Annotated in this window: 22 protein-coding genes and 1 tRNA gene; 11 read left to right on the top strand and 12 right to left on the bottom strand. The window is 66.9% G+C overall.

Translation table 11 applies throughout. The annotated features are described in order from the left end of the window. Positions 1 to 38 precede the first annotated feature (38 nt). From QM019_RS05960 to QM019_RS05940, 5 genes are all read right to left on the bottom strand, one after another. Positions 39 to 1,493: an NAD-dependent succinate-semialdehyde dehydrogenase gene (locus tag QM019_RS05960; RefSeq protein WP_282852265.1), complete on the bottom strand. Its 1,455-nt coding sequence runs from the start codon at positions 1,491 to 1,493 to the stop codon at positions 39 to 41. A 4-nt stretch (positions 1,494 to 1,497) separates the two neighbouring features. Then, positions 1,498 to 2,229, bottom strand: coding sequence for a haloacid dehalogenase type II (locus QM019_RS05955; RefSeq protein ID WP_282852264.1), 732 nt, complete (start codon positions 2,227 to 2,229; stop codon positions 1,498 to 1,500). A gap of 101 nt (positions 2,230 to 2,330) precedes the next feature. Then, on the bottom strand, positions 2,331 to 2,999 hold the full coding sequence (locus QM019_RS05950; RefSeq protein WP_282852263.1) for a GntR family transcriptional regulator: 669 nt from the start codon (positions 2,997 to 2,999) through the stop codon (positions 2,331 to 2,333). A 71-nt stretch (positions 3,000 to 3,070) separates the two neighbouring features. After that, positions 3,071 to 6,004: an FAD-binding and (Fe-S)-binding domain-containing protein gene (locus QM019_RS05945; protein ID WP_282852261.1), complete on the bottom strand. Its 2,934-nt coding sequence runs from the start codon at positions 6,002 to 6,004 to the stop codon at positions 3,071 to 3,073. Between the two features lie 8 nt (positions 6,005 to 6,012). Continuing rightward, entirely contained in the window at positions 6,013 to 7,281 is a 1,269-nt protein-coding gene (locus QM019_RS05940; RefSeq protein WP_282852260.1) for an aspartate aminotransferase family protein, read from the bottom strand. A 764-nt stretch (positions 7,282 to 8,045) separates the two neighbouring features. Here QM019_RS05940 and QM019_RS05935 point away from each other — a divergent pair. Beyond that, complete coding sequence (locus QM019_RS05935) at positions 8,046 to 9,518, top strand: HNH endonuclease signature motif containing protein (protein ID WP_282826015.1); 1,473 nt, start codon at positions 8,046 to 8,048, stop codon at positions 9,516 to 9,518. Between the two features lie 152 nt (positions 9,519 to 9,670). Here QM019_RS05935 and QM019_RS05930 read toward each other — a convergent pair. Next, positions 9,671 to 9,757 (bottom strand) — tRNA-Leu (locus tag QM019_RS05930). A 118-nt stretch (positions 9,758 to 9,875) separates the two neighbouring features. Between QM019_RS05930 and QM019_RS05925 the strand changes: the two genes are divergently transcribed. The 7 genes from QM019_RS05925 to pknB all read left to right on the top strand — a co-directional run bounded on the left by QM019_RS05925 (position 9,876) and on the right by pknB (position 19,161). Further along, positions 9,876 to 10,589, top strand: coding sequence for an FHA domain-containing protein (locus QM019_RS05925; RefSeq protein ID WP_282852259.1), 714 nt, complete (start codon positions 9,876 to 9,878; stop codon positions 10,587 to 10,589). Beyond that, complete coding sequence (locus QM019_RS05920) at positions 10,586 to 11,155, top strand: FHA domain-containing protein FhaB/FipA (RefSeq protein WP_282852258.1); 570 nt, start codon at positions 10,586 to 10,588, stop codon at positions 11,153 to 11,155. Before QM019_RS05925 ends, QM019_RS05920 begins: the two co-directional genes overlap by 4 nt. Further along, on the top strand, positions 11,155 to 12,501 hold the full coding sequence (locus QM019_RS05915; RefSeq protein WP_282852257.1) for a PP2C family protein-serine/threonine phosphatase: 1,347 nt from the start codon (positions 11,155 to 11,157) through the stop codon (positions 12,499 to 12,501). The genes QM019_RS05920 and QM019_RS05915 overlap by 1 nt, the downstream gene beginning before the upstream one ends. A gap of 2 nt (positions 12,502 to 12,503) precedes the next feature. Beyond that, the gene (locus tag QM019_RS05910; RefSeq protein WP_282852256.1) at positions 12,504 to 13,916 is read left to right on the top strand and encodes an FtsW/RodA/SpoVE family cell cycle protein; all 1,413 of its coding nucleotides are present in this window, start codon (positions 12,504 to 12,506) and stop codon (positions 13,914 to 13,916) included. Continuing rightward, positions 13,913 to 15,373, top strand: coding sequence for a peptidoglycan D,D-transpeptidase FtsI family protein (locus tag QM019_RS05905; RefSeq protein WP_282826005.1), 1,461 nt, complete (start codon positions 13,913 to 13,915; stop codon positions 15,371 to 15,373). The genes QM019_RS05910 and QM019_RS05905 overlap by 4 nt, the downstream gene beginning before the upstream one ends. Then, on the top strand, positions 15,370 to 17,205 hold the full coding sequence (locus QM019_RS05900) for a serine/threonine protein kinase (RefSeq protein ID WP_282852255.1): 1,836 nt from the start codon (positions 15,370 to 15,372) through the stop codon (positions 17,203 to 17,205). The genes QM019_RS05905 and QM019_RS05900 overlap by 4 nt, the downstream gene beginning before the upstream one ends. A 123-nt stretch (positions 17,206 to 17,328) precedes the next feature. Further along, entirely contained in the window at positions 17,329 to 19,161 is a 1,833-nt protein-coding gene (gene pknB / locus QM019_RS05895) for a Stk1 family PASTA domain-containing Ser/Thr kinase (protein WP_282852254.1), read from the top strand. A gap of 7 nt (positions 19,162 to 19,168) precedes the next feature. Here the strand turns inward: pknB and QM019_RS05890 are convergent, their stop codons facing one another. Next, on the bottom strand, positions 19,169 to 19,291 hold the full coding sequence (locus QM019_RS05890) for a hypothetical protein (RefSeq protein WP_345961017.1): 123 nt from the start codon (positions 19,289 to 19,291) through the stop codon (positions 19,169 to 19,171). A 66-nt stretch (positions 19,292 to 19,357) separates the two neighbouring features. Continuing rightward, on the bottom strand, positions 19,358 to 20,158 hold the full coding sequence (locus tag QM019_RS05885) for a class E sortase (protein ID WP_282852252.1): 801 nt from the start codon (positions 20,156 to 20,158) through the stop codon (positions 19,358 to 19,360). A 31-nt stretch (positions 20,159 to 20,189) separates the two neighbouring features. Here QM019_RS05885 and QM019_RS05880 point away from each other — a divergent pair, with 31 nt between their 5' ends. Continuing rightward, positions 20,190 to 20,795, top strand: coding sequence for a cell division protein CrgA (locus QM019_RS05880; protein ID WP_282852251.1), 606 nt, complete (start codon positions 20,190 to 20,192; stop codon positions 20,793 to 20,795). Positions 20,796 to 20,919: 124 nt separating this feature from the next. On the opposite strand, the gene QM019_RS05875 is transcribed toward QM019_RS05880, so the two are convergent. Both QM019_RS05875 and QM019_RS05870 read right to left on the bottom strand, forming a co-directional pair. Then, positions 20,920 to 21,882 (bottom strand): rhomboid family intramembrane serine protease, encoded by a 963-nt coding sequence (locus QM019_RS05875; RefSeq protein WP_428831960.1) that lies wholly within the window; start codon positions 21,880 to 21,882, stop codon positions 20,920 to 20,922. Between the two features lie 32 nt (positions 21,883 to 21,914). Beyond that, a complete protein-coding gene (locus QM019_RS05870) occupies positions 21,915 to 22,454 on the bottom strand; it encodes a peptidylprolyl isomerase (protein ID WP_125106516.1) in 540 nt (179 codons plus the stop codon). A 139-nt stretch (positions 22,455 to 22,593) separates the two neighbouring features. On the opposite strand from QM019_RS05870, the gene QM019_RS05865 reads away from it, so the two are divergent. Then, positions 22,594 to 23,217, top strand: coding sequence for a hypothetical protein (locus tag QM019_RS05865; protein ID WP_282852248.1), 624 nt, complete (start codon positions 22,594 to 22,596; stop codon positions 23,215 to 23,217). A gap of 61 nt (positions 23,218 to 23,278) precedes the next feature. On the opposite strand, the gene QM019_RS05860 is transcribed toward QM019_RS05865, so the two are convergent. Beyond that, a complete protein-coding gene (locus QM019_RS05860) occupies positions 23,279 to 23,806 on the bottom strand; it encodes an NUDIX domain-containing protein (protein WP_125106518.1) in 528 nt (175 codons plus the stop codon). Positions 23,807 to 23,990: 184 nt separating this feature from the next. Here QM019_RS05860 and QM019_RS05855 point away from each other — a divergent pair, with 184 nt between their 5' ends. After that, on the top strand, positions 23,991 to 24,830 hold the full coding sequence (locus QM019_RS05855) for an SDR family oxidoreductase (RefSeq protein ID WP_282852247.1): 840 nt from the start codon (positions 23,991 to 23,993) through the stop codon (positions 24,828 to 24,830). Here the strand turns inward: QM019_RS05855 and QM019_RS05850 are convergent. Continuing rightward, entirely contained in the window at positions 24,827 to 25,810 is a 984-nt protein-coding gene (locus QM019_RS05850; RefSeq protein WP_282852246.1) for an AraC family transcriptional regulator, read from the bottom strand. The two genes, QM019_RS05855 and QM019_RS05850, sit on opposite strands and share 4 nt — an antisense overlap. Positions 25,811 to 25,819: the final 9 nt, after the last annotated feature.

Below are 25,819 nucleotides of genomic sequence, written 5' to 3'. Positions count from 1 at the left end.
CCCATTCTGCCCGACCGGCTCGTCCGGCAAGCGAGCAGTTACTCGTTCGGGATGAACGTGTACTTGTACTCGAGGAACTCGTCGATGCCGAGGATGCCACCCTCGCGGCCGAGGCCCGAGGCCTTGACCCCGCCGAGAGGCGCGGCGACGTCTGAGATGATACCCGAGTTGATGCCGACCATGCCGATCTCGAGCTTGCGCGAGACGCGCATCGCGCGGGCGAGGTCGTTCGTCATGAGGTAGCCCGCGAGGCCGTACTCGGTGTCGTTCGCGATCGCGATGGCGTCGTCCTCGTCGGTGAACGTGATGATCGGCGCGACCGGCCCGAACAACTCGGTGCAGGTGAGCTCGGCATCGCGCGGCACGTCGGCGAGCACGGTCGGCGCGTAGAACGACCCCGGGCCCTCGGGCAGCTCGCCGCCGATGAGCACGCGCGCGCCGCCGGCGACCGCGTTGTCGACGAGGCCCTGCAGGCGGTCGCTGCTCGCCTGGTCGATCATCGGGCCGACGTCAACGCCGTCCTCGAGACCGTTACCGACGGTGAACTGCGCGAACCGCTCGGTGAGGCGCTGGCCGAACTCCTCGGCCACGCTCTCGTGCACGAGGATGCGGTTGGCGGCCGTGCAGGCCTCGCCCATGTTGCGCATCTTCGCCGCGGTCACCTCGACGACGGCCTTGTCGAGGTCGGCATCCTCGAACACGATGAACGGCGCGTTGCCGCCGAGCTCGAGCGAGGTGCGAATCATGTGCGCCGAGCATTGGTTGTGCAGCAGGCTGCCGACCTTCGTCGAGCCCGTGAACGAGAGGTGGCGAACCAGGCCATCCGCGAGAATCGGCTCGGTGAGCTTGCCCGAGGTCGATGTCGTCACGACGTTGAGCGCGCCGGCGGGCAACCCCGCCAGCTCGAACAGCCGCGCCAGGAACAGCGTGGTGAGCGGCGTCTTCTCGGCCGGCTTCACGATGACCGCGCAGCCGGTGGCGATGGCCGGCGCGATCTTGCGGGCACCCATGGCGAGGGGGAAGTTCCACGGCGTGATCAGCAGCGAGACCCCGACGGGCTCGCGGCTGAGCACGATCTGCCCGCGCCCGCTCGGCGACTGACCGTGCGAGCCCTGCACGCGCAGACCCTCCTGCGCGTACCACTGCAGGTAGCCGGCCGAGTAGTCGATCTCGCCCTTGGCCTCGGCGAAGGGCTTGCCCATCTCGGCGGTCATGATCGCCGCGAGCTCGTCCTTGCTCTCGAGCAGCAGGACGTGGGCCTTGAACAGAATCTGCGAGCGCTGCTGCGCGGTCAGCGCTGCGAAGGACTCCTGCGCCGCGTTCGCCGCCTCGGCCGCGCGCCGCCCGTCCTCGGGGCTCGCGTCGGCGACCCGGGCGATGACCTCGCCGGTGGCCGGGTTGGTGACGTCGATGAGCGAGTCGGTGGATGCGTCGACCCACTCGCCGCCGATGAAGAGCTGGGTGGGCACGTTGTCGAGCTTGAGCGTTGCCATGCGTTTAGGCCTTTGCGGCGAAGGCGGCGTCAACCGCGTCGGCGAAATCGGCGAGCGACTTGTACTCGCCGTCTGGCGTCACGCCGACCTTGGGGTCCGGGGTCGCGCCCCAACCCGGACGGTCGTGGCGGCGGTTGATCCAGATCGAGTCGAGCCCGGCGTTCTTGCCGGGCACGTGGTCGTGGAACAGCGACTGAGCGACGTGGAGCAGCTGCGACTTTTCGAGGCCGAGCTCGCCGAGGTTCTCGATGAGCACCTCAAAGTTGCGGGGGTTCGGCTTGTACGAGCCGATCTTCTCGGCGGTGTTCACCTGGTCGAACTCGACGTCCATGCGCTTGATCGAGCCGTCGACGCCCTGCTGGTGCACGTTCGAGAGGATGATGAGCTTGTAGTGCTGCTTGAGTCGCGTCAGCGCCTCGTGCGTGTCGTCGAACGCGGGCCACTCGGGCACCGAGCGGCCGAGCACCTGCACCTCTTCGTCGGTGACGGGCAGGCCGAGGTCGGATGCGGTGCGACGGAACGCGGCCTGCAGCACCTCCGCGTAGGCGAGCGACGGGTATTCGCGCTCGACGGCCGCCTCGTTCTCGGCGTAGGCCAGCAGCAGCGCCTCGTCGTCGAGGTCGGAGCCGTGTGCCTCGGCCCACTGCTTGAGCACCGTCGCGATGCCGGCCTCCCAGTCGATGAGCGTGCCGTACACGTCGAAGCTCAAGGCGGAGAAGGAAGTCAGATCGACCATGATCACTCCTGTCGTAACGTGGGCGGCACCTCCGTCCCTGCATTACTGTATAACAGTTTTTCAGCGTGCGGAAGAACCCGCGCAACTCAACCTTCGAAGGCTCAGTCGTCGCTCGGCGACAGGTGCTGCGCCAGGAAGTGCTCAGCCGACGAGAGGTGCGCGAGCCAGTCGCGCTCGACCTCATCGAGCGGGGTGTCGTCGAGGAGGCTGCGGTAGAGCTCCTCGTGCTCGGCGTAGAGCGCGTCGCCGCCCGTGTACTGCTCCTTGAGCAGCGCGATGAGGAGGCGAATCTCACTCGTGATCGCCGCGAAGTACGACTGCAGGCGGTGCGAGCCCGCCGAGTTCACGACCGCCGCGTGGAACGCGACGTCGGCCTCGGCGATGCGCGACCAGTCGTCTTCGCTGCCCTGCAGCCCCGCGAATCCCTCGAGGGCCCGGGCGACGCGGTCGAGCGAGGGCCCGTTCAGCTTGATCTCGCGCACGGCGTCGAGCTCGATGAGCCTGCGCACCCGATAGATGTCCGCAACCTCACCCGGGTCGAACGACCGCACCCGGGCACTGTACCCGGGAGGCCGCACGAGCATCCCCTCGTTGATCAGCTGCTGCACCACGACGCGCGCCGTCGGCCGGGCGATGCCGTAGGCGGCCGCGACCTGGGTGTCCTTGATCTCTTCGCCGGCCTTGAACTCGCCGGCGAACAGGCTGTCGCGCAGGCGATTCGTCGCGGCATCGGCGACCGACACCGTCTCGAGAGATTGGTGCGTGGGCATAGCTGACTCCTCGGGGCTCAATACTCGACCCTAGTGACAAATGCCCCACTGTATGGCGGTATTCCTGTCAATCAGGCAGGATGCGCCCGGCGGGCTCCCTCGGGATCCAGCGCGATGGCGAGGTGCTCGGTCTCGCGCTCGGGGTCGATCTGCGACACCTGCATGGTGCAGCTGAAGCCGTCGGTGAGCACGAGCGCGTCCTTGCCGCCCCGCTCGAGCGCCGGGATGATCGAGTGCTCGGCGACCTGCATCGACACGTCGAAGTGTTCGGCCTCGAAGCCGAAGTTGCCGGCGACGCCACAGCACGACGACGACTCCGACACGTCGGCGACGCCCCACTTGCCGAGCACCCGGCGCTGCGACTGCGAGCCGAACACCGCATGCTCGTGGCAGTGCGTCTGCACGACCGCGCGCTCGGGCGGCGTCGCCTCGGGCGCCCATCCCTCGGACATCGCCTCGTCGACCGCCACCGAGAACGACCGCACCCGGCGCGCGACCCGCTCGGCCGCATCCCCGCCGACGAGCTTCGGCGCCTCGTCGCGGATCGTCGCCGCGCAGCTCGGCTCAAGCACGACGATGTCGCGCTCGGTGCCGTCGTCGAGCTTGTCGACGAGGTTCGCGAGCCTGCGTGTCGCCCCGTCGCGTTGGCCGGTCGACACCCAGGTGAGGCCGCAACAGGCGTCGGCCGTGCAGCCGACCTTGGCACCGGTCGAGCGCAGCACGCGCGCCGCGGCAGGAATCACCTCGGGCCGGAACGCCTTCGTAAAGCTGTCGGCAAACACGAGCACGTCGGCATTCTTGCTGAATTGCGCCTCGGCGACCCGACGCGTGAGGTCGCGGTGCCGGGCAAACGCGGGCAAGCGACGGCGCGCGCTGATGCCAAGCCGTTCGCCGAGCCAGCGCAGCGGCTTCAGTTTCGCGCCCACGTTCGCGAGCGCGCTCACGCGCGTGATGAGCGGCAGCCAGCGAGGCAGCCAGCCGATCGAATAGTGCGTGAACGGCCGCAGCTTGCCGCGGTAGTGGTCCTGCATGAGCTCAGACTTCGCCTCGGCCATGTCGACGCCGGTCGGGCAGTCGGTCGAGCATGCCTTGCACGATAGGCAGAGGTCGAGCGCCTCGCGTACCTCGGGCTTCGCCCAGCCGCCGGTGCTGCTGCCCTGGCCGCGCGCGAGCTCCTGCAGCACGCGGGCGCGGCCGCGGGTCGAGTCCTTCTCGTCCTTCGTGGCCCGGTAACTCGGGCACATGAAGCCGCCCGTGCTCGAGCGGCACCGGCCGACGCCGATGCAGGCGTGGGCGTTGCCGACGAACGTGCCGAGCTCGTGCGCATGGCCCTCGCGCGTATCCGGCTCACCGGCGGTGCGGATGCGCGGAATCGGCAGCAGCGTCGGGTCGGGCAGGCCGTCGAGCACGAGGGCGTCGGTGTAGGGCACCGGGTCGACGATGATGCCCGGGTTGAGCAGGTTCGTTGGGTCCCACGCCCGCTTGAACTCGGCGAAGAGCCGCATAATCTCGGGCGAATACATGACGTCGAGCAGCGCGCTGCGGGCCCGGCCGTCGCCGTGCTCGCCCGAGAGCGAGCCGCCGTGGCGCACGACGATCTCGGCCGCGTGGCGCATGAACGAGTCGAAGTTCGCGCGACCGGCCTCGGTGCGCAGCTCAAAGTCGAGGCGCATGTGCACACAGCCCGCGCCGAAGTGGCCATACATCGAGGCCGTGTAACCGTGCTCATCGATGACGGGGAGGAGTTCGGCGAGGTAGTCGGCGAGGTTCTCGGGTGCGACAGCCGAGTCTTCCCAGCCCGGCCAGGTCTGCACGTCGTCGAGGCGCTTCGACGAGAGCCCGGCGCCGTCTTCACGCACGCGCCAGAGCTTCGCTCGCTCGGCCGGCTCGGTGGCGATGACATGGTCGTGCACGAGGCCACGCTCGCGCAGGTGCTCGAGCAGCGCGGTGCATTTCTCGGCGGCGGCCTCGATCGTGTCGGCCGAGAACTCGATCATGACGTAGGCGTCGCCCTCCGGCAGCGAACTCACGCTGGCTTCGCCGCGGCGGTGGCGCATGATGTCGACGATCGCGCTGTTCAGGCCCTCGATCGCGCTCGGCTTGTGCTCGAGCATCATCATGACGTCGCGCGCCGAGTCGACGGTGTTTGCGTAGCCGACGCAGAGCAGCGCCGTCGGGCCGGGCTTCGGCACGAGTCCGACTCGGGCCCGCAGGATGATCGCGCAGGTGCCCTCGCTGCCCGCGAGCGCGCGGGCGATGTTGAGGCCGTTCTCGGGCAGCAGGTTGCCGATGTGGTAGCCCGAGACCTGCCGCGGGGTGGTCTGCAGCTCGAGCCGCAGGGCCGCGAGGTTTGAGGTCGCGAGGGTGCTCAGGGTTTCGTTGAGTTCGACCGCGCGGGCGATCGAGGGTCGGTGTGTCGGGTCGGCGCTGCGCACGCCGCCCTCCGAGGCGAGCAGGTGGGCGCCGTCGGCGGTGAGCAGCTCGACCTCGACGACGTGGTGCGACATGCGGCCGTACTCGACCGAGTGGTTGCCGCAGGCGTCGTTGCCGATCGCGCCGCCGATCGTGGCCCGCGTGAGCGACGAGGGGTCGGGCGCGAACGTGAGCTTGCCGGCGGATGCGCGCTCCACCTGCGCGCGCAGCTCGCCGAGGATGACCCCGGCGTCGACCCAGACGGTGTTCGAGTCGAAGTCGATCTCGTCGACCGCGGTCATGCGCCGCGAGAAGTCGACGACGATGCCCTCGCCCACGGCGTTGCCCGCCATCGAGGTGCCCCCGCCGCGCGTGGTGACGGGGTGCCCGGTTTCGGCCGCCGCCTGCAGCAGCTCGCGCAGCTCGTCGATGGTTCGAGGGAACGCGACGAGGGTTGGGCGCACGCGGTAGTTCGAGGCGTCGTAGGAATAGGCCTGGCGACGATGCTCGGATGCGTCGACCTCGATTCCTGCGGCCCCGAGCCGGTGCTGGAGTTCGGCGGCGCGGGTCGCGCGCTCCTCGATGACGGGCATGGTTGGTCCTAGTTCGCGTAGGCGGGCGTGACGACCTTCGCGAGGGTGCGCTCAAGGCGCTCGAGCGCAAGGTCGACCTCCTCGGCGCTCACCGTGAGCGCCGGGACGATGCGGATCACATTACCGAGTGGCCCGCACGGCAGCAGCAGGAGCTCTTCGGCGACGGCGCCCTGCTGGACGGCCGCGGCGGTGGTGGCGTCGGCCTCGCCCTCGGGCGTCGTGAACTCGATCGCCTGCATGAGGCCGAGCCCGCGCACGTCGCCGATGACCGGGAATTGCTCCTGCAGCTTCTTGAGCCCGGCCTGCAGCTGCTCACCGCGCTCGGCCGAGTTATGCACGAGCTGCTCGTCGTCAATGACATCGAGTGTCTCGATGGCGGCGGCGGCCGCGACGGCGTTGCCGCCGTAGGTGCCGCCCTGCGAGCCGGGCAGACCCTTCGCCATGAGCTCCTTGCTCGCCGCGATGGCCGAGATCGGGAAGCCCGAGGCGATGCCCTTCGCGGTGATCAGGATGTCGGGCGAGATGCCCGAGCGCGTGTGCGCCCAGAAGGCGCCGGTGCGGCCGACGCCCGACTGAATCTCGTCGACGATGAGCACGATGCCGTGCTCGCGGGCGCGCTGCTCGATGCCGCGCAGGAACTCGACGGGCACCGGAATGTAGCCGCCATCGCCGAGCACGGGCTCGATTATGAAGGCGGCCACCTCGCTCGGGCTCGTGGTGGTGGCGAAGAGGTAGTCGAGCTCGCGCAGGGCGAAGCGCACCGCATCCGCCTCGCTCATGCCGAGACGGTAGGCGTAGGGGAACGGCGCGATCACGACGCCGCCCATCAGCGGCACGGTGCTGCTGCGGAACTTCGTGCCCGCGGTCGTGATGCTCGAGGCGCCCGAGGTGCGGCCGTGGAAGCCGCCCTGAAAGGCGATGATGTTGGGGCGGTTCGTCGCCTGGCGGGCGAGGCGCAACGCGCCCTCGACGGCCTCGGCGCCGGAGTTCGCGTAGAAGACGGAGTCGAGGTTCTCGGGCAGGTAATCGCTGAGCTTTTCGGTGAGCTCGAGCAGCGGCTTGTGCATCACGGTCGTGGCCTGCGCGTGGATGACTTTGCCGACCTGCTCGCGGGCGGCCGCGACGACGCGCGGGTGGCAGTGGCCGGTCGAGGTCACGCCGATACCGGAAGTGAAGTCGAGGTAGCGCACGCCGTCGGTGCCGACGATCCAGTTGCCCTCGGCCTTCTCTACGACCACGGGGGTGGCCTGCTTCACGATGGGGCTGATCTGAGCCATTCCTACTCCTATGTGTCGCCCCGGTACTTGCGCGTATCGAGGATCCTATCGAATTCTGAGTAACTGTATAACAGTAAGACTTTACGGGCAATTGGTTGGATGCGGTGGTGCCGGTCGGACAGTCGGGCGCGCGCCAGGAACGCGGGGAGTCGGGGCTTGGCGCCTGGGGCAGGCCCCAAGGTGGCGACAGGGACAGCCGAGCGGCAAGAAATGGACAAGGACAAGGGATGAGTAGGGCAGGGCCGGGGATGAGCAGGGACAGTGGCAGGGCAGGGCTGCGGATGAGCGGGGGTAGTGGCAGGGCAGTGACGGCAAGGGCAAGGGCAGGGGCAGGGCAGGGCCAGCACAGAGACAGAGACAGAGATAGAGACAGAGACAGAGGATGGACGGAAGTAGAGACAGGACCAAGGGCACGAGCAAGGGCAGCGACAGCGACAGCGACATAGCCAAGAGCACGGGCACCGGCGCGAGCACGAGCACGAAGCCGTGAAGCCGTGAAGCCGTGAAGCCGTGATGCCGTGATGCCGGAGGCTCGTCCGAAGTGAAACCAGTCGGCAATCCGCCACGAAACTGAACCGCCGAGGGCATGTCGGAGGCTCATGCAAGAGTGAACACAGGCCGGAAACCCTCCCGCCAATGCTCGAAACCTCGAACATTCGGCCCGACTTGAATAGAACATTATTTCTATTGCATTTAGGCGTGCATGCGCATATGCTTGCTACAACGGTTCCCCCATTGCCGCACCTTCGAGGAGGTGACGCCCGATGACCGCAACGACTCCTCCCCCAGGCTCTGATGCTGATAAGCCGATTCGTCGTGCACCGAAGCACCGGCCAGACGGCACCACCCCTCCACCGGAAACCGACGGACTGAATGACGCGCTCGGGGCGATCGAAGAGATGGTGCTCAATGGGGCGAAGCTCGAGCAGACCGGCGCGTACCTGAAGATGATGGGCCTCGCGCAGGCCTACGCCGTCGCGGAGCACCGCACCTACGCACAGTTGCAGGAACGCTCGTCGGTGGCGAGTCCTGATGACCTGCTGCGGCTGAACCTGCGATCGATCGTCGCGGAGTTCGGGATTCACACGAACGAATCCGACACCGCACTCTTGAACCGGGCGTATGACGCGCACCGCCTCGGCACCGACTTTGTCGTGTGGCTCGACCCGCTCCGTGAAGCGGCGGTGACGATGCGGCACGCCCGCGCACTGTTGCGGCATGCGGGGATCGTGCCGGACGCGCGGTTGGACGAGTACGCGTCGAAGGTGTTGGAGTTTGCGAAGGGTGCGACCGTTGCCGCGACCGACGCATTCGCCCGCAAACTCGCCGCGGAACTTGGGGCCGAGGAGTTTGAGGCGGCGTTCGAGCACGAGTACCAGGCACGCCACGTCACGATCGAGGACCGCGAGTTTGGCATGTCGCGCATCACCGCCGACGTCCCGACCATGCAGGCGCGCGCAATGTACGACCTCATGAACCAGCAAGCCAAGGCGCTGCGTGAGGAGAATGTGAACGAGGCCGACGAACATCGACGCCGCGTCCGCGAGGCACAGTCGCGTGGGGAAGAGCTCTCCCCTGAAGACGCCGAGTTCATTGAGGACCCGCGCACGGTGCGCCAGTTGATGGCCGACCTGTTCGTCGAGACCTTCCTCACCACCACGCCGCAGAGCATGCACGAATACGAGGCGAAGGGGCGGTCGCGCGTGACCGCGATGGTGAGCATCGTGATCCCGGTGATGAATCTCCTCAACCCGGACGCACCGCGCGACGTCGCCACGATCAACGGGATGACGCCAGTCAGCATGACCGAGGCCCGCGGAATGGCCTCCACGGCGAAGTGCTTCCAACGCATCTTGACCGACCCGATCACCGGGCACGTGTTGACCGTCGATTCCCGCAACCCGACTCCATCGATGAGACGGTTCCTGCAAGCGAGGGACCAAGTGTGTCTATTCCCGGGGTGTCGCAGACCCGCGCACCAAAGCGAACTCGATCACACGAAACCGTGGGCCGCGGGCGGCAAAACCGACGTCGAAAACCTGGGACACCTCTGCCCAAAACACCACACCCTGAAACATCAACGCCCGTGGGAGTGCGAACAACTCGGCAACGGCTGGGTCCGGTGGCGCACCCCGCGCGGTGAATGGGTGACGGTCGAACCCGCACGAGTCGGGCCCATCTTCAAACCAGTCGAAGACCAGGGCTATGACGCGGTCAACGATCCCGCTCCGTTCTAGCGGCCCCATGCCATCGCGCCTAACTTGTAGCCCGCTGACGGGCACGCAGGCTGTCGTCGAGCGCGGGGCGAGAACGGGGCATGGGCGCGCATCCAGGAGGAAAACCAGAAAGTCGCAAGCCACCGAATCAACGATGCCTTGCGACTTTCACCTGGTGCGCGAGGGGGGACTTGAACCCCCACGCCCTCACGAGCACACGGACCTGAACCGTGCGCGTCTACCAATTCCGCCACTCGCGCGCAAGGAACGACCCTACCATAATCCGGGCGCAATCATCGCGAGTGGGCGAAGACGGCACACGCAACTCATACTCGGCCACTACTATGCCAACGGTAGACCTCGTACGTAGGAGACAGTGTGGGAATTCTTGACAAATTTGAACGGGGGCTGGAGCGCGCCTTCAATGGCGCGTTTGCCAAGACGTTCAAATCTGGCCTACAGCCTGTCGAAATCGTCGCCGCGCTCAAGCGCGAATGCGACACGCGCGCCTCGATCGTGTCGCGCGAACGCATCCTTGTGCCCAACCGCTTTCACGTCATCGTTTCGCCCGCCGACTACGACCGGCTCGCCGGCCTCGGCGACTCGCTCACGGGCACCCTGGTGCAAGAGATTGAGCAGCACGCGAGCCGACAGCACTACCAGTTCGCGGGCGGCCTCTCGGTGAAGCTGCTGCAGGACGACTCGCTCAGCGAAGGCCAGCTGAAGATCGAGTCGCGCAGCGTCGAAGGCCGCGTCGACTGGACCCCGGTGCTCGACGTCAACGGCCAGCGCTACACCCTGCACCAGGGCAGCAACGTCATCGGCCGCGGCAGCGACGCCGACATCACGATCGACGACGGCGGGGCATCGCGCCGTCACGCCGAAGTGGTGTGGGATGGTCGGCGCGCCGGCGTGCGCGACCTCGGCTCAACCAACGGCACCAAGCTCAATGGCCGACGTGTCTCGCAATCGGCAATCGAGACCGGCTCGCTCATCGAGATCGGTCGCACTCAGCTCTTCTTCCAGGTGGTGCCGCAGGCCTCGCCGAGCGATGACACGGGCTATCTACAACGACCAGGAGGCATGCAATGAGCGGCGAACTGACACTGCTGGTGCTGCGCCTGGTCTTCCTGGCGATCATGTGGATCTTCATCTTCTCGATCATCTACGCCCTCCGCAGCGACCTCTTCGGCTCGCGCTCGCGCGACTACCAGCGCGCGATGGAGCAGTCGCGGCAGCAGGGCACAGCCCCGCAGCCGCAACCCGTTCCCGCCACCGCGCCCGCACCAACACCGGCGCCCTCGGCTCAGCAGCAGTCTGCGCCGTCACGTCCTCAGCAGGCCCAGCAATCCCAACCGCAGGGCCCGAATTCGTTCGAGAAGGTCGTGCTGACCTCCGGCCCGCGCCGCGGCACCGAGATCAAGCTCAGCGACCAGCCGCTGCTCATCGGACGCTCCCCCGATGCCGACCTACGCATCCAGGACGACTACACGTCGACCCGCCACGCGCGCCTGCTCAAGTGGAACGACACGTGGATGGTGCAGGACCTCGATTCGACCAACGGCACGTACGTCAACGACGAGCGCGTTTCGCAGCCCGTAGAAATTCGCCGGGGCACCGTTGTGCGAATCGGCACGACCACCTTCGAGCTTCGCTAATGCCGCAGATCGTACGCGCCGGCGCGGTGTCGCACGTGGGCCGAGTCCGGTCAAACAACCAGGACTCTGGCCTCGTCGGCAAGCACATTCACGCCGTTGCCGACGGGATGGGCGGCCACGCGGGCGGTGACGTCGCGTCCTCCATCGCGGTCAAGTTCCTCGCCGAGCACGACGTGCAGTTCACCTCGGTCTCGGAGGCACAGGAGGGCCTGACGGCACTCCTCCACGAGGCGAACGAGCTCATCGTCGACGCCGCACGCACCCACTCCGAACTCAAGGGCATGGGCACAACCGCCGACGTCATCACGCGCATCGGCGACGAAATGGTCATCGGCCACATCGGCGACTCGCGCGTCTACCGCTACCACTCGGGCGAGCTCAAACAGGTGACGGTCGACCACACCTTCGTGCAGCGCCTCGTCGACGCCGGCCGCATCACGCCCGAAGAGGCGCTCGTGCACCCGCGCCGCTCGGTGCTCATGCGTGTGCTCGGCGACGTCGAGACGGCGCCCGACGTCGACACCTACGTCGTTCCGGCCGTCGACGGCGACCGCTGGTTACTCTGCTCCGACGGCCTCTCGAGCTACGTCGACGAAACCCAGATCGCCGAGGTGCTCGCGCGCAAGGTCGAATCGTCCCGCGAGGTGGGCGACGACCTCGTGCAGCTCGCGCTCGACAACGGCGCCCCCGACAACGTCACCGTCGTCGTGCTCGAGATCGGCGAGAAGCCGCTTGAGAGCATCAAGCCCAAGGTCGTCGGCGCCGCCGTCAACCCGATGCGCTACGCCTCGAACGCGCCGAAGCGCGTCAAGCGACTGCTGCCCGACGTGTTGCAGTCGCGGCGCAAGCTCGCGGCCCGGCCCGAGAACGAAGAGTTCGCGGCCCCGACCGACGAGATGTTCAACCGCATCCTCGCCGAGGAAAAGCGCTTCCGCCTCATGCGGCGCATCACCTGGTCGGCGGCGGTGGTGATGCTCATCGCGGTCATGGTCGGCGCGAGCGCCCTCGTGTATAGCTGGACGCAAACGCGGTACTACGTCGGCGAATACAACGGCAACGTCGCGATCTACCAGGGGGTCAACGCGAACATCGGCTCGTTCGAACTCTCCGAGGTCATCGACGAAACCGACCTCTCGGTCGACGACCTGAACCCCTACCAGCGTTCGCAGGTTACCGGCACGATCGCCTTCGCCACGCTCGCCGAGGCACAGGACCTCGTCGAACGGCTCACCAACGGCACGGCGCCCACCCAGCCCGACGAGGAGGCGACGCCGGTTCCGACGAGCACGCCTCCGCCAAGCCCGACCTCCTCCGCAACCGCATCCGCCACGTCGGGAGGTGAGTAGCGATGACCGCACCGACCCAGACCACCGGCCGCCGCGAACGACGCCAGGGCTTGCGCAACATGGAGCTCGGCTTCCTCGTTGTGGCCTACATCATCGTGCTCGGCGCGCTGCTGCAGGTGCAGCTCGGCGTCAACGGCACGTTCGATTGGCACGTCGTCACACTGTTCGGCGCGCTGCTCGTGCTCACGCTCGGCGTGCACATCGTGCTGCGCTTCCGGGCACCCCGCGCCGACCCGTTCCTGTTACCGCTTGCAACGACGATCAACGGCCTCGGCATCACGATGATCTACCGGCTCGACCTCGCCGACAACCCCGAGCAGCCGGGCACCCAGGCAATCTCGCAGATCGTCTACACCGGCCTCGCCATCGCGATCGCTATCGCCGTGCTCATCGCGCTGCGCAACCACCGCGTGCTGCAGCGCTACACCTACCTCTTCGGCGCGGTATCGCTGATCTTGCTCGTGCTGCCGCTCATCCCGGGCCTCGCGGCGACCGGTGCGAACGCCCGCGTCTGGATCTCGGTCGGCCCCTTCAACTTCCAGCCCGGCGAAATCGCGAAGATCACCCTCGCGATCTTCTTCGCCGGCTACCTCGTGACTGCGCGCGACTCGCTCTCGATGGTGAGCCGCAAGTTCCTCGGCCTGCGCCTGCCGCGGATGCGCGACCTCGGCCCGATCCTCATCGTCTGGGCCTTCTGCATGGGCGTGCTCGTGTTCCAGCGCGACCTCGGCACCTCGCTGCTCTACTTCGGCCTGTTCCTCGTGATGATCTTCGTCTCGACCGGCCGCATCTCGTGGGTCATCATCGGCCTGCTGCTCTTCCTCGGCGGCGGCACGGTCGCGGCCATGAACATAAGCTACGTCGGCAACCGCATCTACGCGTGGCTGCACCCCTTCGATGAGGCGCTCTACCAGGCCGACGGCGGCAGCTACCAGCTCGTGCAAGGCCTGTTCGGTCTCGGCAACGGCGGCATCATCGGCACCGGCCTCGGCCAGGGCCGCCCCGACCTCACGCCGCTCGCCGAGAGCGACTTCATCATCTCGGCGCTCGGCGAGGAGCTCGGCCTCGCGGGCCTCTTCGCGATTCTCGCGATGTACCTGATCATCGTCGCCCGCGGCCTGCGCATCGGCCACCTCGGCGGCGACGACTTCGGTCGCCTACTCGCGACGGGCCTTTCGTTCGTCATCGGGTTACAGGTGTTTATCGTTATTGGTGGTGTGACGCGTGTGATTCCGCTCACGGGCCTCACCGCGCCCTTCCTCGCGGCGGGTGGTTCGAGTCTCGTGGCCAACTGGATCATCATTGCGATCCTGCTACGGCTGAGCGACACGATCCGCAGCAGCCAGGCGGGCGCGACCGCCACCGAGATGTACGCCAGTAATCCGACACCGAACCGAGAGGGGGCATCAGCATGAGTAAGAACATTCGCGCCATCGGCATCCTCCTGCTCGCGATGTTCCTCGCGCTCTTCGGCTCGTCGACGTACATCCAGGTGTTCCAGGCCCCGCAGCTCGCCGCCGACGGCCGCAACACGCGCGTGCTGCTTGCGAGCTACGAAACCCAGCGCGGGCCGATCCTCATCGACGGCACGCCGATCGTGCAGTCGGAGGCCGACGGCACGCAGTACAAGTACCAGCGCGTCTACGAGAACGGCGCCCTCTACGCGCCGATCACCGGCTACTACTCGGCCAACCAGGGCGCGACCGGCCTCGAGTCGGCGATGAACGCCGAGCTCTCGGGCCGCTCCGATTCGCAGTTCTTCACGAGCCTGCAGGCGATGTTCACGGGCAGCTCGCCCGCCGGCGCGGCGGTCGAGGTAACGATCGACCCGGATGCGCAGCAGGCGGCCTGGGATGCGCTCGGCGACATGCAGGGCGCGGTCATCGCGATCGACCCCGAAACGGGCGCGATCCTCGCGATGGTCTCGAAGCCGACGTATGACCCGAACTCGCTCGCGATGCACGACGACCAAGAGGTCATCGACGCCTATAACGAGCTGCTCAACGACCCCTCGAACCCGCTCTTCAACCGCGCAATCGCCGGCAACCTGAACCCGCCCGGCTCGGTCTTCAAGATCGTCGTCGCGGCGGCGGCCCTCGAGGCGGGCATCGTCGAGCCCGACACCGAGCTCGACAACCCCACCGAGTGGGAGCTGCCCGGTTCAAGCTCGGTCATCTACAACCCCTCGCACGGCGCCAAGTGCGGCAGCGGCGAGAAGACCAACCTGAAGACCGCCCTCGAGCTGTCGTGCAACATTCCGTTCGCGCAGCTCGCGGTCGAGCTCGGCGACGAGAAGATCCGCGAGATGGCGGAGTCGTTCGGCTTCAACGACAGCTTCGAGATTCCGATGGAATCGACGCCGTCGCAGTACCCGACCGACGACCTCGACGACGCGCAGACCGCACTCACCGGCTTCGGCCAGTTCAACGTGCGCGCGACGCCGCTGCAGATGGCCATGGTCTCGGCCGCCATCTCGAACGGCGGCGAGCTCATGAACCCGACGGTCGTCGACAGCGTGCTCACGCCGAACCTCGACGAGATTCAGGGCCCGCAGGTGAGCAGCTACGGCACGCCGATCTCGCAGGAGACGGCCGACAAGCTCACCGACATGATGCAGGGTAGCGTCAGCGAAGGCGCCGCGACCAACGCGGCGATCGCCGGCATCGACGTGGCAGGCAAGACGGGTACGGCGCAGAACGGTGAGGGCGAGGCCTACTCGCTCTGGTTCACCGGCTTCGCCGAATCGAATGGGCAGCAGGTAGCGGTCGCGGTCGTTCTCGAAGACGGCGGCGGCATGGGACAAAGCGGGACCGGAAACGGACTGGCGGCATCAATTGGAGCAGCAGTGATTAAGGCGGTGCTTGGGGTATGAGGCCTGCACACGGAGTCACCTTCGGTAATCGGTACCAACTCGGTAACCGCATTGCCATCGGCGGTATGGGCGAGGTGTGGGAAGCCACCGACCTCGTCATCGGTCGCCAAGTCGCCATCAAGATCCTCAAGGACGAGTACATGGGCGACCCCGGCTTCCTCGAGCGCTTCCGCGCCGAGGCGCGGCACGCTGCGCTCGTGAACCACGAGGGCATCGCGAACGTCTACGACTACGGCGAGGAGAACGGCTCGGCCTACCTCGTCATGGAGCTTGTGCCCGGCGAGGCGCTCTCGACGATCCTCGAGCGGGAGCGCGTGCTGCCGCCCGACCAGGTGATGGACATCGTCTCGCAGACCGCGGCCGCCCTGGGTGCCGCGCACCGCGCCGGCCTCGTGCACCGCGACATCAAGCCCGGCAACCTGCTCATCACGCCTGACCACCGCGTGAAGATCACCGACTTCGGCATCGCGCGCATCGCCGACCAGGTGCCGCTCACCGCGACCGGCCAGGTCATGGGCACGGTGCAGTACCTCTCGCCAGAGCAGGCCTCCGGCCACGCGGCGACGCCGTCGACCGACATCTACTCGCTCGGCATCGTCGCGTACGAGTCGCTCGCCGGCCGCCGCCCGTTCACGGGTGAATCGCAGGTCGCGATCGCGATGTCGCACATCAACGACGCGCCGCCGCCCCTGCCGGTGACGGTGCCCGAGCCGGTGCGCAACCTCGTCATCTCGGCGATCTCAAAGGATCCGAAGGATCGCCCCGAGTCGGCGGCCGCATTCGCGCGTGCCTCAGCCGCGCTCCGCGACGGCGACGTGCAGCGCGCAGCCCAGGCCGTTCCCGCCGTGCTCGGCGTCGGCACCGCGACCGCGCCGCTCGACCAGACCCAGCTGCTCGGCAACGACCAGCAGTCGACGACGGTGCTTGGCGCGCCGCAACAGTCGACGCAGCAGTACAGCCCTTTCGACGAGCTCATGGGCCAGAACGCTCAGGGCTCGCAGGTCGCGACGACCGATTCTGATGAGGACGAGAACAAGGAGGAGAAGGAGAAGAAGCCGGGCAACTGGCGTTGGATCCTCATCGCCGCCCTCGTGCTGCTCGCCCTCGCGCTCGGCCTGCTCGGCTTCGCGCTGCTGCAGAACAACGGCGACGAGACCACGCCGACGTCCACGGCGACGCAGAGTGAGACGCCAGAGCCGACTCCGACCGAAACCCAGGCCGAGGCCGAGACAGTCTCGATCTCGTCGAGCCAGTTCGTCGGTATGAGCTATGACGACGCAGCCGCCGAACTGACCAGCCTCGGCCTCAACCCTGTGAAGGTCGACGGTCAGTCTGCCCAGAGCCAGAGCGATGTCGACACCGTCATCAGCGTTAACCCGACCGGCAACCTCACCGTCGGCGACGAAGTGCAGGTCACGGTCTACACCGACGTCGCGGCGGTCGACAGCGGCCCCTCGAACGGCCCCACCCTCACGCAGAACGGCACCGACCTCGTCGTCGAGTGGAGCTCGTTCGACGGTCAATGCCCTCCCGGCCAGTCGGTCTCGGGCTACACCGTGACCCTCACCTGGACCGGCGGTGACGGCGGCACCACGCCGTACACGCAAGGCGCCTCGTCGACCTCGATGACCACGACCATCCCGAGCGGAGCGACGTCGGTCACGGCCACGTACCAGCCCGAGTGCTCGTCGTCGGACGTGCCGACCTCGCCCGAGACGTCGCTCGACCTCGACCAGGAAGATGACTCGCAGCAGCAGCTGCCGACCACCAACCCGACGCCCGGTACCGGAAACGAGAACGACGCCGAAGCCAATACCAACGGCGGCGAATAACGCCCCGGCCGCGCTGCGAACCACCAGCGGATGCGCGCGGTCGATACACTGGGCAGTCTGTAGTGATCGGCGGCAGCCGTTCCACCGGAAACCCGGTGCCACCAATACTGAGGAGTTCAGCAAGTGATCCAGGGAGAACGCACTCTCGCTGGCCGCTACCAGATCGGACGGCGCATTGGCCGCGGCGGAATGGCCGAGGTCTACGCAGCGACTGATGAACGCCTCGGTCGGCACGTCGCGGTCAAACTCCTCCACACGAACCTCGCGGGCGAATCCTCGTTCCGGAGCCGCTTTCGCCAGGAGGCGCAGGCCGCGGCGCGCATGACGCACCCGACCATCGTGCGCGTGTTCGACGCGGGCGAGGACACCTTCGTGCGCACCGACGGCTTCGAGATCGTCGTGCCGTACATCGTCATGGAGTACATCGACGGCAAGCAGCTCGGCGACATCATGGCCGAGGAGCCCCTCAGCGACGAAAAGGTCGAGAAGTACATGTCGGGGCTGCTCACATCGCTCGAGTACTCCCACCGCGCCGGCGTCGTGCATCGCGACATCAAGCCGGCGAACGTCATGGTCACGACGGCCGACGAGGTCAAGGTCACCGACTTCGGTATCGCCCGGGCCATCTCCGACACCGCGGGAACGATCGCGCAGACGACCGCGATTCTCGGCACCGCATCCTACTTTTCGCCCGAGCAGGCTCGCGGCGAGACCGTCGACGGTCGCAGCGACCTCTACTCGGCCGGCATCGTGCTCTACGAGATGCTCACGGGACGCGTGCCCTTTCAGGGCGATTCGGCTGTGGCCGTCGCCTACCAGCACGTCACCGAGCCGCCTCGCCGCGCGAGCGAGCTAAGCTCGCGCGTGACCCCGGCGCTGGATGCGGTGGTCACCAAGGCGCTCGCGAAGCGCGCCGACGACCGCTACCAGACCGCCGCCGAGTTCCGCACCGACCTGCAGAACGCGTTCAAGGGCATCGCCCCCGCGTACACGCGCTCGGCCGCCGAAGAGTCGGCCACCACGCAGCTGTTCGGTGCCGGCCCGACCGCGATCGACGCGACCGAGTCGGCCCTCAACTCGATGAACGAGGACGACGACCGCGCCCCGCAGGTGCAGCGCCGTCCCCCGGCCATGTGGATCTGGGGCGCCGTCACCCTCGTGGCGGCCGTCCTCATCGGCGTGCTGCTCTGGGTGCTGCTGCTGCAGCCCATGACGCTGCCCGAGACGAGCGCATCCGTGCCGAACGTCGTCGGCATGACCGAGGAGGAGGCCACCGCCTCGATCGAAGACGTGGGACTCACCGCCCGGGTGGAGCATGCCGCGAGCGATGACGTGCCCGCGGGCGAGGTCATCTCGCAGTCGCCGCCCGAGGGCTCGAGCGTCGCGCTCGACACGACCGTCACCATCACGATCTCGTCCGGCCCCGACGCCATCGGAGTGCCCTCCCTCGACGGCATGTCCGAGTCCGAGGCGAAGACGGCCCTCGAGGATGTCGGGCTCACCCTCGGCACGATAATTAACGAAGACTCCCCCGCCGTGCCCGCTGACCAGGTGATCCGCAGCGAACCGAGCGCGAACACCGAGGTCGAGCCCGGCTCGAAGGTGAACGTCTACGTCTCGAGTGGCAACGTGAGCCTGCCCGACGTGCGCGGGCAGTCGCTCGCCGACGCCGAGACGCAGCTCACCGACCTCGGCCTCACCCCGGTGCGCCAGGAACTCCCGACCTGCGAGGCGCAGGACGGCAGCCCCGTCGTGAACATGTCGGTAGCTCCGGGCCCCGTCGCCCAGGGCAGCGAAGTCAGCCTCAGCTACTGCACCGGAAGCGCCCCTGCGCCCGAACCCGAACCGAGCGACGACAGCGGCGACACCGGGGACTCGGGTGACACGACCGACGACAGTGGCAACAACGGGAACGGCAATAACGGAAACGACAATAACGGCATCGGCAACCGCTAGGTCGCCGTTAACTGCCGGTTAGCGCCCCGAGGCCGACCGTGACGTCCTGCGGCGTCAGGAAGGTCTGGTCGATCCACGGGAACAGCCACAGCACGCACGCCGCGAGCACCGCGGCGATAACGACCAGCATGAACAGCAGTTTCACCGGCCACGGGCCGGGAAATGCTCGCCAGAGCGCTCCGTACAATTCCGTCTCCTATTCGCGGCCGGTGTCTTGGCCGTCGTTCTGGTTTCGCTCGTTCACGACGTCGGCGATCTCGTCGGGCGCACCGTCGGCGCGCGGCGTGAATTCGACGAACACCGAGTACGAGACGACGCGCTCCGCGACCGAGTAGATCGGGTTGCAGGTCATCATGAGCAGGATGCGGTCGTCGCCCTGCTCGTCGGGGTAGCGCGGCACATCCGACAGGATCGAGACCTCGTACGGGTCGACGTACTCTCCCGAGCGGTACTCGTACTCGTACCAGCCGTCGACCGTCTCGACATAGGCGTGGTCGCCGACCTGCAGGTTCGGGATGTTCTGCATCGGGGCGCCGTAGGCGAGCCGATGACCGGCGACGGCGAAGGTGCCAATCGCGCCCGGCGCATCCGAGTTCATGTAGTACCCGACGTAGTGGTCGAGCACACCGTACTGCGTGATGTCGGTCGCGACCGTGCGCGAGTAGTCGGCACCGAAGGCCGGCACGTAGAGCACCGCGAACGGCTCGGCGGAGTCGGTCGGCGTGGTGCGCACCGGAATACCCTGGTCGTCGTCGGGCGCCGGCGCGTCGGTGTAGTTCTTCTCGAACTCCTGGCTGAGCTCGCTACCGGCCGAGTTCTGCTCGTTGCCCTGAATGACGTCGTTGAGCCAGTACTTCCAGCCCATGAACGCGAGCGTGCCGAGGCCGGCCGTGAGCAAGAGCTCACCAAGCACTCCGGTGACGGTGATGCGCTGCGCTCGCTTTCGCCGCTGCTCCTTGCGTGAACGTCTCGTGGCGTCAGGGGCGGGCGAAGTCATGCGCGCAATTCTAGACGGCTAGAATGCCATCATGCCCAACGAGACTCCCAAGGCCGGTCACGACGACGAGCTGACCGACGACATCATCGAGGTTCACGACGAAGACCTCGAGGACGAGGTCGACGACGACGCTGGCAGCGACGAGGCAGATGAGCCTGAGGACGACGAAGCTGAAGACGACGACGAAGACGACGACGACGCTGCAACGGCGGCGGGTGCGACCAAGCGCAAGAAGGCCGCGAAGAAGCCGCTGACGAAGGACGAGCTGCGCGCCGAAGAGAAGCGCAAGAAGCGCGCCGAGCGCGAGCGCATCGAGCGCTCGAAGCAGATCGCGGCCGAGGCCCGCGGCAAGAAGTACGAGCCGAAAGGTTCCGCCAAGAAGAAGCCCACCGACGGCAAGCCACTCACGAAGGAGCAGGAGCGCACCGCCGCCGCGGCCCAGAGCCGTGCCGCCGAGGGCAACCCCGTCTGGTTCAAGCCGATCATGTTCGGCTTCCTACTGCTCGGCTTTATCTGGATCCTCGTGTACTACATGTCTTCGGGCCGCGCCCCCGTCGGCGCGCTCGGCGACTGGAACATTCTCATCGGCTTCGGCATCGCGCTTGTGGGCTTCTTGATGATGTCGAACTGGAAATAGCTGCCCGGGCGCATCCATACCTGTGAAGTTATCCACAGCTTATGCACCGGTGTGGAGAATTACACGGTTGTAACTACATGACTGTAGTTATCCCCAAGATGTGGATTGATCTGGGGATAAGTCGCTAGAGCAGCATGCCGACGAGCGGCGGAATCGCGAGGCAGAGCACGCCCACGACGAGCTGCAACCAGAGGCCGAGCGTCGGCCATTGGCGCCGACCGTTCTTAATCTTGCCGGGTTTCTTCCGGCCGCGATCGATGTCGAGCAGCGTGAGCGAGCCGCAGATGAGGCCAACCACGAGCCCGCCGACGTGCGCCTGCCAAGAGATGCCCGGGTTAATGAACGAGATCGCGACGTTGATGCCGATGAGCACGAGCATCGACGTGACGTCCTGGCCCGTCTTGCGCAGCACGAGGAACCACGCCGCAAACAGGCCGAAGACGGCACCGGATGCGCCAATCACCCAGCTGCTCGGGGCCAGCAGTGCAACGGCGAGCGAGCCGCCGAGGGCGGACACCACATACAGCGTCGCGAACCGCAGCGAGCCGATAAGCGGCTCGAGGGCGCGGCCGAAGATCCACAGCGTCAGCGTGTTCATCGCGAGGTGGAGGAACGAGCCGTGCAGGAATGCCGAGGTGAGCATCCGCCAGGGCTCGAAGGCGAGCTGGCCGTTCGGGTAGTAGTGCCGCGCGTCGGTGAACTGCGGCGAGTACGAGCCGTATGTGTCAATGAAGTCGGTGCCGAACTGGCGCGTCAGCCACTGCAACACGCCGACCACGACGATGAGGCCCATGAGCGTGTATGTGACAGGGCTGCCGCTGCCAATGAGGCGGCTGCGGAGCTGGCCGAAGCGGCCGCCGGCCGCTCGCACCCGCTGCTTCGAGTGCATCCGCTGCTGTTCGCGCACGCGACCATGCTGCTCGGCGAGGCACTCGGGACAAATGACGCCGACCGGCGCCTGAGTCTGGCATTCCGGGCAAATCGTGCGGCCACATCGCTGACAGAGCACGAAGCTCTGCCGATCGGGATGGCGGTAGCAGCAGTTGTCGGAGCCGGATTCAGGTGCGCCGGCCGGCGTTGAGGTCATGAAATGCCTGGGGAGGGAGGCGACTCGGGAGCCTAGAGGCTCTCGATGTCGACCGAGTTGATCACGACATCTTCGAGCGGCTTGTCGCGGCCGTCGGTCTGCACGGCCTCGATGGCGTCGACAACCTGCTTCGAGGCATCGTCGGCGACCTCACCGAAGATGGTGTGCTTGCCCTGTAGCCAGGTGGTGGGCACCGTGGTGATAAAGAACTGCGAGCCGTTCGTGCCGCGGCCCGCGATCTTGCCGGCGTTCGCCATGGCGAGGATGTAGGGCTTCGTGAAGTCGAGCTCGGGGTGAATCTCGTCGTCGAAGTTGAAGCCGGGGCCGCCGCTGCCGGTGCCGGTGCGGTCGCCGCCCTGCAGCATGAACTGCTTGATGATGCGGTGGAAGGCCACGCCGTCGTAGAAGGGCTCTTCCTTGGTTTCGCCGGTGACCGGGTCGGTCCACTCGAGCTCGCCGGTGGCGAGTGAGGTGATGATCTTGACCGTGTTCGGCGCGTGGTTGCCGAAGAGGTTCAGCTTGATGTCGCCGAGGGTGGTGTGCAGCGTCATGACTGCGGTTGCGTTCGTCATGCGTTCATCTTTTCATAGCGGCCTTTGGCCTGGGTGTGTGGTCGGGCCGACTCAGGAAACAGCGACCAACGCATGACAAGATACGTAGGAACGCACAGGATGCGTGCGAACGCGTAATCGTGAACGCCGGAGGATAAAAATGGCACTTTCTCGCAAGAACAAGCGCAAGGTCAACCGACTGCGTAAGGACGCCGACCGCCTCTGGTCGGAGCAGCAGGCAGTATTTGCCAAGGTGCGCGACCTGGCTGGTCGCGCGGGTGACGAAGCCCGCGTCTATGCCGACAAAGAGATCGCTCCCGTCATTCGCAAGAAGGTCGACAAGGACCTCCGCCCGGCATTTGACCGCGGCGTGAAGCAGGGCCGCCAGGCACTGTCGGGTGCGAACGAGCAGTTCCAACACCGCGTGCTCCCCGCCGTCGCCCAGGTGGGCGGCAACGTGACGGGCGCCGTGCGCGAGTTCGTCGACAACAACCAGACCCTGCAGACCGTGCAGGCGAAGGCCCAGGACTTCGGCAAGAACGCCGCGGCCAACGTCGAAAAGGTGCAGGCACGCGTGGCCAAGGAACAGAAGAAGCTCGAGAAGCAGGCGAAGAAGGATGCGAAGTCGGGCCCCGGTGTTGGCGGCTGGTTCCTCATCGGCGCCGGCGTCGCCGCCGTTGCCGCGGTGGGCTACGCGCTTTGGCAGACCTTCCGCGCTGACGACGACCTCTGGATCGCCGACGAGGAGCTCGACGCTCCCGTGAAGACGGTCTCGAACGACTAGTCGCTCAACACAGCAACGCGGCCGCCCACTTCACAGTGGGCGGCCGCGTTGCTGTTGAGGCCTAGTCTTCTTCGGACTGCTCGACCGCGTCGTCGTCGACCTCGATCGGCGTCGCCGCCTTGCGCTTCGGACCGCCGAGGCCCTCGAGGTGCCCGTTGCGGGGGCGCTCGTGATAAAGCCGCATCGCGACGCGCACGAGCGACACCGTCTGCAGCGACTTCACCTCGCGCAGGTCGAACCAGCGGGCCTCGTCAGTCGTGCCGTTCTCTTCGGCGCGCAGCTCGCCGCCGATGACGGTCGCGAGGTAGACGATGCGCACGTTCTGCAGCGGCGTCTCGGTCGGGCGTCCCTTGCGGCGCTTGTTGCGGCCGTTGACGATGATCGAGTCGACGCCGAGCAGCTGGTCGATCGAGGCGTGGTAGCCCGTTTCCTCCCAGATCTCGCGCACCGCGGCGTCGTGCGGATCCTCACCCGCTTCGATGCCTCCGCCGGGCAGCGTCCAGCCCGAACGACCGCGAGAATTCCAGTGGGCGAGCAGAATCTGCCCGTCACGCACAATCACGCCGTATGCGCCGACTCGGAATCGCACCTGGACTCCTTTCGACGCGAACATGGCACCCGCAGCCCTCTGCGGTACAACTTGCAAGTTTACGTGGCGCGCAGCAACCACGACCTGAGGGACTCTACAGGGTGCAAGACTCGAACTCGCACGCAAAGTTAGACTCCCCGCAGCAGCTCACCGACGAGCACGAGTTCATGGAGGCAAAGACGCAATGACCACGACGACGACCCTCGCAGGCAAAACCATCCTCATGTCCGGCGGCAGCCGCGGCATCGGCCTCGCGATCGCGAAGCGCGCCGCCCAGGACGGCGCGAACGTTGCCATCATCGCGAAGACCGACCAGGCGCATCCGAAGCTCGAGGGCACCGTGCACACGGCCGCCGACGAGATTCGCGCGTCCGGCGCCGAGGCCGGGGCGAAGGCCCTCGCCATCGTCGGCGACGTGCGCGACGAGGCGTCGGTGCAGGATGCGGTGAGCGCGACCGTCGCGGAATTCGGTGGCATCGACATCGTTGTGAACAACGCCTCGGCGATCAATCTTGGTGGTTCGGCACAAATCGACATGAAGCGCTTCGACCTCATGCACGACATCAACACGCGCGGCACGTTCCTGTTCACGCGCACCGCGCTGCAGTATCTGCGCACCTCCGAGGACCCGCGCATCCTCACCCTGTCGCCGCCCCTCAATCTCTCCGAGAAGTGGCTCGGCGCCTACCCCGCCTACATGCTCGCGAAGTACGGCATGACCCTCGCGACGCTCGGCATCGGCGCCGAGACGCACATCCCCGCCACCGCCCTGTGGCCGCGCACGACGATTCAGACCGCCGCGGTGCTGAACATTCTCGGCGGCGAAGAGGTCTACCGCCGCTCGCGAACCGTCGAGCTCTACTCAGACGCGGCGCACGCGGTGCTCACGGCACCCGGCGACACGGTGGCTGGCCAGGCGCTACTTTGCGAGGACGTGCTCGAGGCCGCTGGCGTTACCGACTTCTCGCAGTACTCGCCCGGCACCGACGAGGTCGAACTGCACCCCGACGCCTTCGTCGACTAAGTGCGGGCGGCCCGCGCGAGAGTCTCAGAGGGCGCCTCGGCAAAGATTTCCCGGTACCGCTGCGCAAACCTCCCAAGATGCACGAAGCCGTTCGCGATGGCGACGTCACGTACCGTGGCGCTCGATCCCGCCTCGAGTTCACGACGCACCCGGTGCATCCGATCGATGCGCTGGTACTCGAGCGGAGTGACACCGAGGCGGCGCCGAAACGCGAGCTGCAACGCCCGGCCTGTCACACCAGTGATGGCCGCGAGCGCGTCGAGCGAGAGGGGCGCGCCAACCATCGAAGCGATAGCCTCGCGCGCTTGGTCGACGATATCGGCGGGGATGGGGAATCGCGACTCGGCGTCGTCGCAGGTGTCGCGCACCATGAGCGCGATAAACCCCCCGATCGTGCGCTCGGAATAGTATCGGGCGAGCCCAGCATCCACCTCGTGCCCCGTCGTCGGAAGGCGCATTACGCCGCGCACGAATTCGAGCCATCTGCGGCCCGGACCATCACCAACGTCGAGCGAGGTTGGCACGCCCTCGGGGTCGAAGGGCACGTCGCCCCAGTACCGCACCACGGCGCGCTCAACGATGTCGCGACGCATCTTCACTCCGAGCATGACGCTCGGTCGATCCCACCCGTGAATCGCGACGGGCACATGCAGGCCGTTCACCTGTGCCCGCGCCGAGGTGACCGGCACCCGGTCGTCACCGCCAACGGCGATGCGAAGGTTACCGAGCAGTGACGCGTTGACCTGATAGTCGTTCTGGTGCTCGGCCCGTGTCTCGATCACGATTCCAGTCGAGTAGCGCAGCGTGCCCACCGTGGTGCCGGGCAGTAGCATCGACTTGTAGTTCATCGTGAACTGCTGCCCGCCACGCAGCGGCGTGAGGGTGTGCGGGTACCAAATCTGTTCGCCGATCGCCCGGGCGTGATCGACGTCTGATGCGGTATTGCGCACCTCGAGCGGCAGCGAGGTCGACCCGGTCATCTGCGACCT

Source organism: Gulosibacter sediminis, assembly GCF_030011715.1.
GTDB lineage: Bacteria > Actinomycetota > Actinomycetes > Actinomycetales > Microbacteriaceae > Gulosibacter > Gulosibacter sediminis.
The sequence above is the reverse complement of the archived record's forward strand: the minus strand, read 5'-3'. Positions and strand labels throughout refer to the sequence as shown.